Origin of the sequence: Sphingomonas sp. FUKUSWIS1, from assembly GCF_000733135.1 — a bacterium.
Classification (GTDB): Bacteria; Pseudomonadota; Alphaproteobacteria; order Sphingomonadales; family Sphingomonadaceae; genus Sphingomonas; species Sphingomonas aerolata.
Genome location: NZ_JPJC01000252.1, coordinates 5,327 through 17,404, shown reverse-complemented (window position 1 = coordinate 17,404; position 12,078 = coordinate 5,327). Strand labels below are relative to the sequence as shown.

13 protein-coding genes are annotated in these 12,078 nt (G+C 67.4%); 7 read left to right on the top strand and 6 right to left on the bottom strand.

Going from position 1 to position 12,078, the window contains the following annotated elements:
- Positions 1-115: 115 nt before the first annotated feature.
- Positions 116-961 carry a 16S rRNA (cytidine(1402)-2'-O)-methyltransferase gene (gene rsmI, locus sphsw_RS16055; RefSeq protein WP_235188434.1) on the bottom strand — a complete coding sequence of 282 codons (846 nt, stop codon included), beginning with the start codon at positions 959-961 and terminating at the stop codon, positions 116-118.
- A 10-nt stretch (positions 962-971) separates the two neighbouring features.
- On the opposite strand from rsmI, the gene sphsw_RS16050 reads away from it, so the two are divergent.
- The gene (locus sphsw_RS16050) at positions 972-2,186 is read left to right on the top strand and encodes a penicillin-binding protein activator (protein ID WP_031441509.1); all 1,215 of its coding nucleotides are present in this window, start codon (positions 972-974) and stop codon (positions 2,184-2,186) included.
- Positions 2,187-2,308: 122 nt separating this feature from the next.
- Here sphsw_RS16050 and hemW read toward each other — a convergent pair whose 3' ends face one another.
- Positions 2,309-3,481: a radical SAM family heme chaperone HemW gene (gene hemW / locus sphsw_RS16045; RefSeq protein ID WP_031441508.1), complete on the bottom strand. Its 1,173-nt coding sequence runs from the start codon at positions 3,479-3,481 to the stop codon at positions 2,309-2,311.
- A 43-nt stretch (positions 3,482-3,524) separates the two neighbouring features.
- On the opposite strand from hemW, the gene sphsw_RS16040 reads away from it, so the two are divergent.
- A complete protein-coding gene (locus sphsw_RS16040) occupies positions 3,525-4,082 on the top strand; it encodes a CAP domain-containing protein (protein WP_031441507.1) in 558 nt (185 codons plus the stop codon).
- A gap of 49 nt (positions 4,083-4,131) precedes the next feature.
- Here the strand turns inward: sphsw_RS16040 and rdgB are convergent, their stop codons facing one another.
- Together rdgB and rph are read right to left on the bottom strand one after the other, a co-directional pair.
- The gene (rdgB, locus tag sphsw_RS16035; RefSeq protein ID WP_031441506.1) at positions 4,132-4,767 is read right to left on the bottom strand and encodes an RdgB/HAM1 family non-canonical purine NTP pyrophosphatase; all 636 of its coding nucleotides are present in this window, start codon (positions 4,765-4,767) and stop codon (positions 4,132-4,134) included.
- Complete coding sequence (rph, locus tag sphsw_RS16030) at positions 4,764-5,480, bottom strand: ribonuclease PH (protein WP_031441505.1); 717 nt, start codon at positions 5,478-5,480, stop codon at positions 4,764-4,766. The genes rdgB and rph overlap by 4 nt, the downstream gene beginning before the upstream one ends.
- Positions 5,481-5,682: 202 nt before the next feature.
- Between rph and hrcA the strand changes: the two genes are divergently transcribed.
- From hrcA to sphsw_RS16010, 4 genes are all read left to right on the top strand, one after another.
- Positions 5,683-6,726, top strand: a complete 1,044-nt coding sequence (gene hrcA / locus sphsw_RS16025; protein ID WP_031441504.1) for a heat-inducible transcriptional repressor HrcA — start codon at positions 5,683-5,685, stop codon at positions 6,724-6,726.
- 25 nt (positions 6,727-6,751) lie between these two features.
- Entirely contained in the window at positions 6,752-7,291 is a 540-nt protein-coding gene (gene grpE, locus sphsw_RS16020; protein ID WP_031441503.1) for a nucleotide exchange factor GrpE, read from the top strand.
- Between the two features lie 137 nt (positions 7,292-7,428).
- Positions 7,429-8,652 (top strand): threonine synthase, encoded by a 1,224-nt coding sequence (locus sphsw_RS16015; RefSeq protein WP_031441502.1) that lies wholly within the window; start codon positions 7,429-7,431, stop codon positions 8,650-8,652.
- Between the two features lie 95 nt (positions 8,653-8,747).
- The gene (locus sphsw_RS16010; protein ID WP_031394647.1) at positions 8,748-8,987 is read left to right on the top strand and encodes a hypothetical protein; all 240 of its coding nucleotides are present in this window, start codon (positions 8,748-8,750) and stop codon (positions 8,985-8,987) included.
- Between the two features lie 60 nt (positions 8,988-9,047).
- On the opposite strand, the gene sphsw_RS16005 is transcribed toward sphsw_RS16010, so the two are convergent.
- Positions 9,048-9,530 carry a hypothetical protein gene (locus tag sphsw_RS16005; protein ID WP_031441501.1) on the bottom strand — a complete coding sequence of 161 codons (483 nt, stop codon included), beginning with the start codon at positions 9,528-9,530 and terminating at the stop codon, positions 9,048-9,050.
- The gene (locus sphsw_RS16000; protein ID WP_031441500.1) at positions 9,527-9,973 is read right to left on the bottom strand and encodes a copper chaperone PCu(A)C; all 447 of its coding nucleotides are present in this window, start codon (positions 9,971-9,973) and stop codon (positions 9,527-9,529) included. Before sphsw_RS16000 ends, sphsw_RS16005 begins: the two co-directional genes overlap by 4 nt.
- Positions 9,974-10,129: 156 nt before the next feature.
- On the opposite strand from sphsw_RS16000, the gene dnaK reads away from it, so the two are divergent.
- Positions 10,130-12,037: a molecular chaperone DnaK gene (dnaK, locus tag sphsw_RS15995; protein WP_031441499.1), complete on the top strand. Its 1,908-nt coding sequence runs from the start codon at positions 10,130-10,132 to the stop codon at positions 12,035-12,037.
- Positions 12,038-12,078: the final 41 nt, after the last annotated feature.

Here is a 12,078-nt window from a genome sequence, read left to right as displayed (position 1 = left end):
TTCAGTCGCAGCCACCAGCCGGCCAGCCTCTCCCCGCGCCGCCCCGCAGCTTCCGCGACCTGTCGATCGGCGGTGCTCGCCGTCCGCCTGCGGGAGGGGCGCGGGGCGGGGAGGGTCACCCCTTCGCCTTCAGTTCGAGCGCGCGGGCGTAGAGCGTCTTGCGGTCGACCCCGAGTGCCTTCGCAACCTCGCTCGCCGCCTGGCCGGTGGAGAGGCGGGTGAGGGCATCGGCCAGCGCCGTGTCGGCGTCCTCCGCGCTGGCCGGGGGGGCGTCGCCGGGGGGCGCGATGACGATGACGATCTCGCCACGCGGCGGGGCGTCGGCGTAGCGGGTGGCGAGGGTCGTCAGCGTACCGGTCACCGCCTCCTCGAACCGCTTGGTGATCTCGCGCGTGACCGCCGCCTCACGGTCGCCGAGTCCTTCGGCGAGCGCGGCAAGGCTGGCACCGAGCCGCGGACCGGATTCGTAGAGCACCAGCGTCGCGCGGATCGTGGCGATCTCGGCGATCGCCTCCGACCGGGCATGCGCCTTGGACGGCAGGAAGCCGACGAACAGGAAGCGATCGGTCGGCAGTCCCGCCAGCGTGAGCGCAGCGACCGCCGCGCAGGGGCCGGGGATCGTCACCACGAGATGCCCCGCCGCGCGCGCGTCGCGCACCAGCTTGAATCCGGGATCGGAAATCAGCGGCGTGCCCGCGTCCGACACCAGCGCCACCGCCTCGGTCGCCATCCTCGCGATCAGCGCGGGGCGGACGCCCTCGGCGCTGTGATCATGATAGGGGACCATCGGCGTCTTGGTACCGACATGGCGGAGCAGACCGGCGGTGACACGGCTGTCCTCGACCGCGACGACGTCGGCACGCGCGAGGATGTCGGCGGCACGCGGCGACAGATCACCGAGATTGCCGATCGGCGTCGCGACGATGTAAAGGCCGGGGTTCAGTGGAGTTTCAGGGTTCATGGGGATTGTCATGGCAGACGCAGCGACGATAGGGCAATCGGCCCGGCACCGGATGCGCGCGTTTGGGCGCTCGGCCGCACTCACGCTGGCCTGCCTGCTCGGCGCGTGCCAGACGATCGTCCCGCGCGGTCCCGTCGAACCATCGCAGCAGCGCCCGACCACCCGCCCGACCGACACGCCGACGATCGGGGTCGAGACCGGCATCCCGCGCGATGCCGAGCGCAACCGCGTCGCGCTGCTCGTGCCGCTGTCGGGAAGCAATGCGGGGGTCGGTACGTCGATCGCCAATGCGACGATGATGGCGCTGCTCGACACGCAGAACCAGCGCGTTCGGATCACCAATTACGATACCGCGACGGGTGCCGCGGCTGCGGCTCAGCGCGCGATCGCTGAAGGCGCGCAGCTGATCCTGGGGCCGCTGCTGTCCGAGGACGTGCGGACGGTGGCACCAATTGCGCGCGCGGCGGGCGTGCCGGTGCTGAGCTTCTCGAACGATCTCGGGGTGGCCGGCAACGGCGCCTATCTGATGGGCTATGTGCCGACCCAGTCGATTTCGCGCGTCGTCGATTTCGCGCGCGAGCGCGGCGTGTCGAACTTTGCCGGGCTGGTCCCGAACGGGCTGTATGGCGAGCGCGCCTCGACCGCATTCCTCCGTGCGGTCGAGGGGGCGGGCGGCCAGGTCGTGTCGCTGCAGACCTATGGCCGGACCGCCGGTGGCGTGTCGGGCGCGGTCACGCGGCTCGCGGCGAAGGCACCCTATGATGCCGTGCTGATCGCCGACAGCGGTTCGACCGCGGCGTCGGCGGCGGCGCTGGTGAAGCGCGGGTCGGGTGCATCGACCCGGATCCTCGGCACCGAGCTGTGGAATTCCGAATCGAGCGTTGCCGCCAAGCCGGCGCTGAACGGCGCCTGGTATGCGAGCGTGTCGGATACGCTGTACCGGCAATATGCCGCCAAATACCGCGCACGCTTCGGCAGCGGACCGTACCGCCTGTCGAGTCTCGGCTATGATTCGGTCCTGCTGACGGTGCGGATCGCGCGCGACTGGAAGCCGGGGACGGCGTTCCCCGTGTCGCGGCTGCGCGATGGCGACGGCTTTTCGGGCATCGACGGTGCGTTTCGCTTCGGCCGTGACAATGTCGCCGAGCGCGCACTGGAGGTGAAGGAAATCCGCGGGGGGACCACCACTGTTGTCTCGCCCGCGCCGAGCGGCTTCGGCGGCTGACGCCGACTCCGTTCGTCATCCCCGCGGAGGCGGGGATCCATACGGATGATCGGTTGCGATTCGAGTCGCGCGGCTAGCCAGTCTGGCTTCCCGCCTCCGCGGGAATGACATGGGTGGGGGCGTTACGCCGTCACGATCTCGGGCAGGATCGCGTCGAGCAGCAGCGCCCCCGCTTCGGTGACGCGCAGCCGACCGGGTGAGCGGGCGACGAGGCCGAGATCCTCGAGCCGTGCGACCGCGGTGAGATCCACCGGCACCACGCCGGCGTTGAGTCGGGTGATCCGGTCGAGATCGACTCCCTCGGCCAAGCGCAGCCCCATCAGCAGTGCCTCGGTCGCGCGCGTCGAGGGGGTGAGCGGGTCCTCGACCTCCATCCCGTGGCCGTTGCGCTCGATCGCCGCGAGCCAGTTTTCGGGCTTCTTGCGGCGCACTGTCGCCAGGCCACCGCGGCGGCCATGCGCGCCAGGGCCGATCCCGGCGTAATCCTGATAGCGCCAATAGGCGAGATTGTGGCGGCTCTCCGACCCCGGCCGCGCGTGGTTCGAGGTTTCATAGGCGGGGAGCCCGGCGGCTGCGGTGTCGGCGCGCGTCGCCTCGAACAGGTCGGCTGCACTGTCGCCGTCGGGGATGACGATGCGCCCCGCGAGCGCCTCGGTCGCGAACCGCGTGCCGGGCTCGATGGTGAGCTGGTAGAGCGACAGATGCTCGGTCCCGAAGCTCAGCGCGCGCGCGAGTTCGGCGCGCCAGTCGGCAAGCCGCTGGCCGGGGAGCGCATAGATCAGGTCGAAACTCACGCGCGGAAAGACGCTCTGCGCGGTCGCCAGCGCCGCCTGCCCCTCGTTCACGTCATGCGCGCGGCCGAGGAATTTCAGCGCCTGATCGTCGAGCGACTGCAATCCCAGCGACACGCGGTTGACGCCCGCGCTGGCGAGGTCGGCAAAGCGCGCGGCCTCGACCGAGGAGGGATTGGCCTCGAGCGTGATCTCGATCCCCTCGGCAAAGCCCCAGGCGCGTTCGGCGGCGTCGAGGATCGCGGCGACCGTTGCGGGCGGCATCAGCGAGGGGGTGCCGCCGCCGAAAAAGATCGATTGGAGTTTGCGTCCCGGCAGGACCGACGCCTCGTGTGCAAGGTCCGTGAGCAGCGCCGCGCGCCACGCCGCCTGGTCGACGCCCTCGCGGACATGGCTGTTGAAGTCGCAATAGGGGCATTTCGACACGCAGAACGGCCAATGGACGTAGAGCGCGAGGTCCCCCGAGGGCGGCGGGGCGGGGCTTGGCGTTTCGATCGGGGGCATTATCTCGCGCATATGGTCGCACGGAGCGACAGAAGGAAGCGTAATGACGGTTCGGTTGGGTCTGGCAGTTGCGGCGGCGTTGCTCGCCGGAGCTTGCGCGCAGGGGCCGGAACGGGTGGTGGAGCGGCGCGAGACACAGGCGCCGGCGCCGCGCGGGCCCGCGCTCCTCAAGGCGGCGATGATGGACGGGCACAATGCCGCGCGGGCGGCCGTGGGTGTCCCGCCGCTGGTGTGGAGCGATACGCTGGCGACCACCGCGCGCGCCTATGCCGAGGAAATGGCCAACACGCGCAAATTTGCGCACGCGCACCAGGTTCAGGGGCCGGGCCGCGAGGGCGAAAATCTGTGGACCGGCACGCGCTATGCCTATGCCTATCCCGAGATGATCGGCCACTGGATTGCCGAACGGAAGGATTTCGTCAACGGCGTGACGCCCGCGTTCAGCCGGACCGGCAAATATGAGGATGTCGCGCACTACACGCAGATCGTCTGGCGCAATTCGACCGCGGTGGGATGCGCGATGGCGAGCAACGAACGCGACGATTATCTGGTGTGCCGCTATTCGCCGCCGGGCAATGTGGTGGGCGAGCGTAGCTACTAGGCACCCGAGATCGCCGGACCGTCACCGGGGGTGACGGTCCGGCGGCGTTTCAGAACACGGCGGCCTTCAGCAGTTCGAACGCGACGTTCCTGTGGCTGATCGCGTTCTTCGTCTCGTGCGGCAGCTCGGCATAGGTCTGGTCATGGCCCAGCGGCACGAACATCGGGTCATAGCCGAAGCCGACCTTGCCGCGTGGCGGCCAGACCAGCGTGCCCTCGGCGCGGCCCTCGAACCATTCGACATGGCCGTCGGGCCAGGCGAGCGCGAGCACGCTGACGAAATGCGCGCCGCGGGTCGCGTCGGGACCCTTGGCGGCGAGCGCGTCCTCGACCTTCTGCATCGCCATCGACCAGTCGCGACCGTTCGGGGTCTCGGCCCAGTCGGCGGTGTACACGCCCGGATCGCCACCCAGCGCATCGACACATAGCCCGCTGTCGTCGGCGAGCGCGGGATAGCCTGACAGGTCGGCGGCGGAGCGTGCTTTCAGCTCGGCATTGGCGAAGAAGGTCGTCCCCGTCTCGACCGGCTCGGGCAGGTCGAGATCCGCCGCCGACACGACGTCGAACCCGCGCCCTGCGAGCAGGTCGGCGATCTCGCGGACCTTGCCCTTGTTGTGGCTTGCGATGACGAGCTTGCCGGGCTGGAGCTTGCGGATCGCCTGGGGGGTGCCGCCTTCGCCGCTCACTTGGCGACCGCCTTGGCCTGTGCCGCGAAGATGTCCGCGCAGCCGATCCGGGCGAGCCGCAACAGGCGGAGCAGCGCCTCCTCGTCATAGGTCGCGCCCTCGGCCGTCGCCTGCGCCTCGGCGATGTTGCCGTTTTCGAGCAGGACGAAATTCGCATCCGCGTCCGCACCCGAATCCTCGATATAGTCGAGGTCAAGCACCGGATTGCCCTGATAGATGCCGCAGCTGATCGCGGCGACCTTCTGCGTCAGCGGATCGGCGGTCAGTTTGCCACTGTCCAGCAGCCCGTCGATCGCGAGCCGCAGCGCGACCCAGGCGCCCGAGATGGAAGCGGTGCGCGTGCCGCCGTCGGCCTGAAGCACGTCGCAGTCGAGCACGATCTGGCGCTCGCCGAGCAGCTTCAGGTCGGTGACGGCGCGGAGCGAACGGCCGATCAGCCGCTGGATTTCCTGCGTGCGGCCCGACTGCTTGCCCTTGGCCGCTTCACGGTTGTTGCGTGTGTTGGTCGAGCGCGGGAGCATGCCATATTCGGCGGTCACCCAGCCTTCGCCCTTGCCGCGCAGGAACGGCGGGACCTTCTCCTCGATGCTGGCGGTGACGAGCACCTTCGTGTCGCCGAAACCGATCAGGACGGAGCCTTCGGCGTGCTTGGTGAAGCGGGGTTCGATCGTGATGCTGCGCATCTGGTCTGGGGCACGGCCGGATGGGCGCATGATGTATTCCTAAACTTCTTCCGTTCGTCCTGAGTAGCTGCTGAGCTCGTCGAAGCGGCGTATCGAAGGATCGGCCCGCTTGAGGCACATCCTTCGATACGGGGCTTCGACTTCGCTCAGTCCCTACTCAGGACGAACGGGTGGTGGGCAATAAGCGCTGCCTAGCCTTTCGCATTCCGGCTCGCCAGCCTAGATCAGCCGCATGGCCACGCCCCCCGTCACCGAACTGACCGACCGCGCGCGCGATATTTTTCGTGCGGTCGTCGACAGCTATCTCGCTAGCGGCACGCCGGTGGGGTCGAAGACGATCGCGCAGCTGGCCGGGCTCAGCCTGTCGCCCGCCTCGATTCGCGGGGTGATGGGGGAGCTGGAGGGGCTGGGGTTGCTCGCCAGTCCGCATACGAGCGCGGGGCGGATGCCGACCGATCGCGGCTTGCGGCTGTTCGTCGATGGGATGATGCAGGCGATGGAGCCGTCGTTCGAGGAGCGCCAGACGATCGAGGCACGCGCCGGTGTCGGTGGTCCGGTCGAGGAGGCGCTCGCCGCCACCACGCTTGCATTGTCGGGGCTGTCGGCGTGCGCGGGGCTGGTGATGGTGCCGAAGCGCGAGATGACGCTGCGCCAGATCGCGTTCGTCGCGCTGTCGCCCGATCAGGCGCTCGCGGTGCTGGTCAGCGAGGATGGCTCGGTCGAGAACCGCGTGATCGCGCTGCCCAAGGGCATGTCGCCGTCGACCCTGGTCGAGGCGGGCAATTACATGTCGGCGACGCTCGGCGGGCTGACGCTGGCCGAGGCGCGGCTGCGGATCGAGCGCGAGCTGGCGGACGGGCAGGCGGCGCTCGACGGTGCGGCGCGGATGCTGGTCGAGGGCGGGATCGCGGTGTGGAGCGAGGATGCGGATCGCCGCCCGGTGCTGATCGTGCGCGGGCAGGGGCGGCTGATCGATGCGGCCGCCGCCGCCGATCTCGACCGGGTCCGCGACCTGCTCGACGATCTCGAGGGAAAACAGGAGGTCGCTTCGCTGCTCGACAGCGCGCGGGCGGGCGATTCGACGCGGATCTTCATCGGTGCGGAGACCAAATTATTCGCCCTGTCCGGCTCGTCGGTGATCGCGCGACCGTTCCGCGGATTGGACGGGCGAGTGGTCGGCGTGGTGGGCGTGATCGGCCCCACGCGGTTGAACTATGCGCGCGTCGTGCCCATGGTGGATTTCACGGCTGCAACGCTCGCCCGGTTGATGGGTTGAGCCGGCCCAACTTATAGGGAAAACAATGTCCGATATCGATCAGAACACGCCTGCCGACCTGCGCGAAGAGACCGCCGAAGCCGCACCCGAAGTGGCCTCGAACGATCGCGTCACCGAGCTGGAGAACCAGCTCGCCGAGGCCAAGCAGAATGTCCTCTATGCGCAGGCCGAGGTGCAGAACGTCCGCCGCCGCGCCGAGAAGGAAGCGCAGGACGCGCGCGCCTATGCCGCCACCGCGTTCGCGCGCGACGTGCTGTCGGTTGCCGACAACCTCGCCCGCGGCCTGTCGGCGATCCCGGCGGACCTGCGTGCGGACGACAAGATGAAGGGCCTCGTCACCGGGCTCGAGGCCACCGGTCGCGAGCTGGAGAGCGTGTTCCAGCGCCACGGCATCACCAAGATCGCCGCCGAGGGCCAGATGCTCGATCCGAACAAGCATCAGGCAATGCTGGAGATCCCGAGCGACCAGCCGGCCGGCACGATCGTTCAGGAAATGCAGGCGGGCTACATGATCAAGGACCGCCTGCTGCGGCCTGCGATGGTGGGCGTCGCCAAGGCGGGGTGAGCCTGTCGGGCTGGTGTTCTCCCGCGAAGGCGGGAGCCCAGGGTTCCAAACGCTGTCGCCTGTGACCCCGGGCCCCCGCCTTCGCGGGGGAACGGCAGGAGGCGGCGCTCAACTATCTGCCTCGCCGGGATGACGACATGAACGAGAATCTGACCACCGATCGCGAGACGTTCGTCACGCATCTCGAATGTTCGATCACCGGCGAACGCTATGAGGCGGACCAGCTTCATGGCCTTTCGCGTGCGGGCAGGCCGTTGCTCGTCCGCTACGATCTCGACGCGGTGCGCTCGGCGATTTCGCGCGACACGATCGAGGCGCGGCCAACCGATCTGTGGCGGTGGCGCGAACTGCTGCCCGTGCGGGAGACGTCCAATATCGTCAGCCTCGGCGAGATCGAGACGCCCTTGGTGCCGATCCCCAGGTCCGGTGGCCCCAATGTCCTCGTGAAGGACGAAGGGCGTCTGCCGACCGGGAGCTTCAAGGCGCGCGGGCTGGTCATGGCGGTGGCGATGGCGAAGGAGCTGGGCGTCACCAGGATCGCGATGCCGACCAACGGCAATGCGGGCGCGGCGCTGGCCGCCTACGCCACGCGCTGCGGGATCGAGACGATCGTGCTGTGTCCCGACGACACGCCCGAGATCAACGTCCGCGAGATCGCGATGCAGGGCGCGCGCGTCTGGCGCGTCAACGGGCTGATCGACGATTGCGGTGCGATCGTCGGCAAGGGCGCCGCCGAGGGGCGCTGGTTTGATTTCTCGACGCTGAAGGAGCCCTATCGGATCGAGGGCAAGAAGACGATGGGGCTGGAACTGGCCGCGCAGTTCGGCTGGAAACTGCCCGATGCGATCTTCTATCCGACCGGCGGCGGCACCGGCCTGATCGGCATGTGGAAGGCGTTCGACGAGCTTGAGCAGCTCGGCTGGATTGGCTCCGCGCGACCCAAGATGTTTGCCGTGCAGGCGAGCGGCTGTGCGCCGATCGTCCGCGCGTTCGAGGCGGGCGAGGAGCATGCCGAGCGCTGGGAGGATGCGAGCACCGTCGCGGCTGGCATTCGCGTGCCCAAGGCGGTCGGCGACTTCCTGATCCTGCGGGCTGTGCGCAAGAGCGGTGGCCAGGCGCTGGCGGTCGGCGATCCGGCGATCCTCAAGGCGGTCGAGGCCGCCGCGAAGCAGGACGGGCTGCTGCTATGTCCCGAGGGTGGCGCGACGCTCGCGGCCTATCGACAGGCGCTGAACACCGGTCTGGTCGACGAAGATGACCGCGTCGTACTTTTTAATTGTGCGACCGGACTGAAATATCCGATGCCCGAAGCGCCGCAAGCGCTTGATAGAACACAAGCTATCGATTTCGACGCATTGTAGGTGGCGAATCGCCACCGGCTGGGCTCGCTTTCCGGTGGTTGATATTAATCCATGTTATCTGCAACGGGGCGCCCTTCATCACGAAAAGGGCGGAAATGCAGAAGATTCTTCAGGTCGTGTGTGTCGTGCTGGTCGCGGCGGCGGTCATGTTCGGCGGGCGCTGGTACATGTATGTCGCGCGCGGCGAGACCCCGTATGACGAGGTCGGCATCGCGCTGAACGGCTATGCGCCCGCGCCGCTGCGCGCCTGGGGCTGTCACAAGATGCAGGAGCGGTTCTTCGGGCAGTTGCCGCCCTATGGTTGTGCTGGGCCGGATGGGCGCAGCTGGCTCTGACAGTGCACTAACCCACGTCATCCCAGCGTTCGCTGGGGTGACGGTTTGGGGAGTGGCGGACTAGGCCGACACCCGCGGCTTGAACGGAAGCAGCGTCTCGTACTGCGCGAGCGGCGGGGCGCCTGCGACCGTCGCGCCGGCACGCAGCAGGAAGGCGTGGCGGACGATCTCGCCCTGCTGCTCGATACCGTAGCGATGCAGCGCGACGCCGGGGCGCAACGCATAGTCATAGCGGCACCACGGATGCCGTACGAGCGGGAGGAAGATACCGCGCTGGTGTTGCCAGATATGCGTCATCTCGTGGATGAACAGCCCCTGCAGCGTCAGATGGGCATGCGCGAAATCGTCGCACCACAGATCGCCCTTGGGGTGGAAATGGATGCACCCGCGCGGCGCCATCACCGTGTCGCGCGGCTGGAAGAAGGCCCATTTGCTGCGCGCCAGGCGCACCGGCGCATAGTCGATCGCATCGCCGAAGACCGACGCCGCGAGCCGCGTCTCGGCCGGGGTCAGCGCTCGCGTCGACCGATCGCGAACGCTCACTTGGTTCCGGTGTCGCCGGCGCCGACGACGGCCGCGTTCTGCAGGATTCTGGTGCCGTCGGCGAAGGTGAGGGTGAAGGTGATGGTGCGTTCACCGGGCTTGATGCCGGGATTTACGTCGAACAGCATCACGTGACGGCCGCCCGGCGCGAACACGACATCGGTCTTGGCCGGGATCTCGACGCGCGCGATCGGTTTCATCGACGACACGCCGCCGGCCGACATGCTCTCGTGCATCTCGCTCCGGATCGCGACATCGGTGGTGACGTTGATCAGCGTCGCATCGGCCGGCCCGCCATGGATCGTGAAATAGCCTGCTGCCGGTCCACCCTTGACCGCAGCGAGCCGGACCCACGCCTTCTCGACGGACAGCTGTTGCGGCTGTGCACAGGCCGCCACCCCGACCAGGGCCGTCACGGCAAAAATACCACGCATCGTCATCATCGCCACTTCATACCCCTCTTGCGATCTCTACGAGCCGTACAATCTTGCGGCAAGCGCGAGCCAACCTATATCGCGCCCATCAATCGAAAGGTTCCACTGCCGTAACGGGGTGGAGCCCGAGACTTTTTTACGATGTGTGAGGGGCTATTTAAACTCATGGCTAAAGTAATCGGTATCGATCTCGGCACGACCAACAGCTGCGTTTCCGTCATGGAAGGTGGCAAGCCCAAGGTCATCGAGAATTCCGAAGGCGCGCGCACCACGCCGTCGATCGTCGCATTCGCCAAGGACGGCGAGCGACTGGTCGGCCAGCCGGCCAAGCGCCAGGCAGTGACCAACGGCGACAATACCATCTTTGCGGTGAAGCGCCTGATCGGCCGTCGTTTCGACGATCCGATCACCAAGAAGGACACCGAGCTGGTCCCGTACAAGATTTCGCGCGGGCCGAACGGCGACGCATGGGTCTCGGCCGGCGGCAAGGACTATTCGCCGTCGCAGATCTCGGCGTTCACGCTGCAGAAGATGAAGGAAACCGCTGAGTCGTATCTCGGCGAGACGGTCACGCAGGCAGTCATCACCGTTCCCGCATACTTCAACGACGCACAGCGCCAGGCGACCAAGGACGCCGGCCAGATCGCCGGCCTTGAAGTGCTGCGCATCATCAACGAGCCGACCGCAGCGGCGCTGGCCTACGGCCTCGACAAGCAGGACGGCAAGACGATCGCGGTCTATGATCTTGGCGGCGGCACGTTCGACATCTCGATCCTCGAGATTGGCGACGGCGTGTTCGAGGTGAAGGCGACCAACGGCGACACCTTCCTCGGCGGTGAGGATTTCGACAACAAGATCGTCCAGTTCCTCGCCGACGAGTTCAAGAAGGCGGAGGGCATCGACCTCGCCAAGGACAAGCTGGCGCTGCAGCGTCTGAAGGAAGCGGCCGAGAAGGCGAAGATCGAGCTCAGCTCGGCGCAGTCGACCGAGGTCAACCTGCCCTTCATCACCGCGGACCAGAACGGCCCGAAGCATCTGGTGAAGTCGATCACGCGCGCCGATCTGGAGCGGATGGTCGAGGACCTGGTCAAGCGGACGCTCGACCCCTGCAAGAAGGCACTCGCTGACGCCGGTCTGAAGGCCGACGACATCTCCGAGGTCGTGCTGGTCGGCGGCATGACGCGCATGCCGCGCGTCCGTGAAGTCGTGAAGCAATTCTTCGGCAAGGAGCCGCACACCGGCGTCAACCCGGACGAGGTCGTCGCGATGGGCGCCGCGATCCAGGCCGGCGTGCTGCAGGGCGACGTCAAGGACGTGCTGCTGCTCGACGTGACGCCGCTGTCGCTGGGCATCGAGACGCTGGGTGGCGTGTTCACCCGGATGATCGATCGCAACACGACGATCCCGACCAAGAAGTCGCAGACCTATTCGACCGCGGACGACAACCAGGGCGCGGTGACGATCCGCGTGTTCCAGGGCGAGCGCGAGATGGCGGCCGACAACAAGATGCTCGGCAATTTCGATCTCGTCGGCATCCCGCCGGCACCGCGCGGCGTGCCGCAGATCGAGGTCACGTTCGACATCGACGCCAACGGTCTCGTCAGCGTCTCGGCCAAGGACAAGGGCACCGGCAAGGAGCAGCAGATCCGCATCCAGGCATCGGGTGGCCTTTCAGACAGCGACATCGACCAGATGGTCCGCGATGCTGAGACCTTCGCCGAGGAGGACAAGAAGCGTCGTGCGGGCGCCGAGGCGAAGAACAACGCCGAGAGCCTGATCCACACGACCGAGCGTCAGCTTGCCGATAATGGCGACAAGGTGGACGATGCGCTCAAGACCGAGATCCAGGCCGCGATAGACGCGACCAAGGCCGCGGTCGAAGGCGGCGATGCCGATGCGATGACCGAGAAGAGCACCGCGCTCGCCCAGGTCGCGATGAAGCTCGGCCAGGCGATCTACGAGAAGCAGGCTCAGGCGGATGCCTCGCCGTCGGCTGATGGCGATGCGGCGAAGAAGGACGACGACGTCGTCGACGCCGAATTCTCGGAAGTCGACGAGAACCCGAAGGCGTAACTGAAACTCCCTCTCCCCAGGGTCCCATGAAAGTAATATTT

Excerpts from the sequence above, each read along its gene's own strand:
- rsmI (WP_235188434.1), bottom strand. The coding sequence starts at position 961 with ATGAACCCTGAAACTCCACTGAACCCCGGCCTTTACATCGTCGCGACG.
- sphsw_RS16015 (WP_031441502.1), top strand. The coding sequence starts at position 7,429 with ATGAACGAGAATCTGACCACCGATCGCGAGACGTTCGTCACGCATCTC.
- sphsw_RS16010 (WP_031394647.1), top strand. The coding sequence starts at position 8,748 with ATGCAGAAGATTCTTCAGGTCGTGTGTGTCGTGCTGGTCGCGGCGGCG.
- grpE (WP_031441503.1), top strand. The coding sequence starts at position 6,752 with ATGTCCGATATCGATCAGAACACGCCTGCCGACCTGCGCGAAGAGACC.
- sphsw_RS16000 (WP_031441500.1), bottom strand. The coding sequence starts at position 9,973 with ATGATGACGATGCGTGGTATTTTTGCCGTGACGGCCCTGGTCGGGGTG.
- sphsw_RS16040 (WP_031441507.1), top strand. The coding sequence starts at position 3,525 with ATGACGGTTCGGTTGGGTCTGGCAGTTGCGGCGGCGTTGCTCGCCGGA.
- sphsw_RS16050 (WP_031441509.1), top strand. The coding sequence starts at position 972 with ATGGCAGACGCAGCGACGATAGGGCAATCGGCCCGGCACCGGATGCGC.
- hrcA (WP_031441504.1), top strand. The coding sequence starts at position 5,683 with ATGGCCACGCCCCCCGTCACCGAACTGACCGACCGCGCGCGCGATATT.
- rph (WP_031441505.1), bottom strand. The coding sequence starts at position 5,480 with ATGCGCCCATCCGGCCGTGCCCCAGACCAGATGCGCAGCATCACGATC.
- hemW (WP_031441508.1), bottom strand. The coding sequence starts at position 3,481 with ATGCCCCCGATCGAAACGCCAAGCCCCGCCCCGCCGCCCTCGGGGGAC.
- dnaK (WP_031441499.1), top strand. The coding sequence starts at position 10,130 with ATGGCTAAAGTAATCGGTATCGATCTCGGCACGACCAACAGCTGCGTT.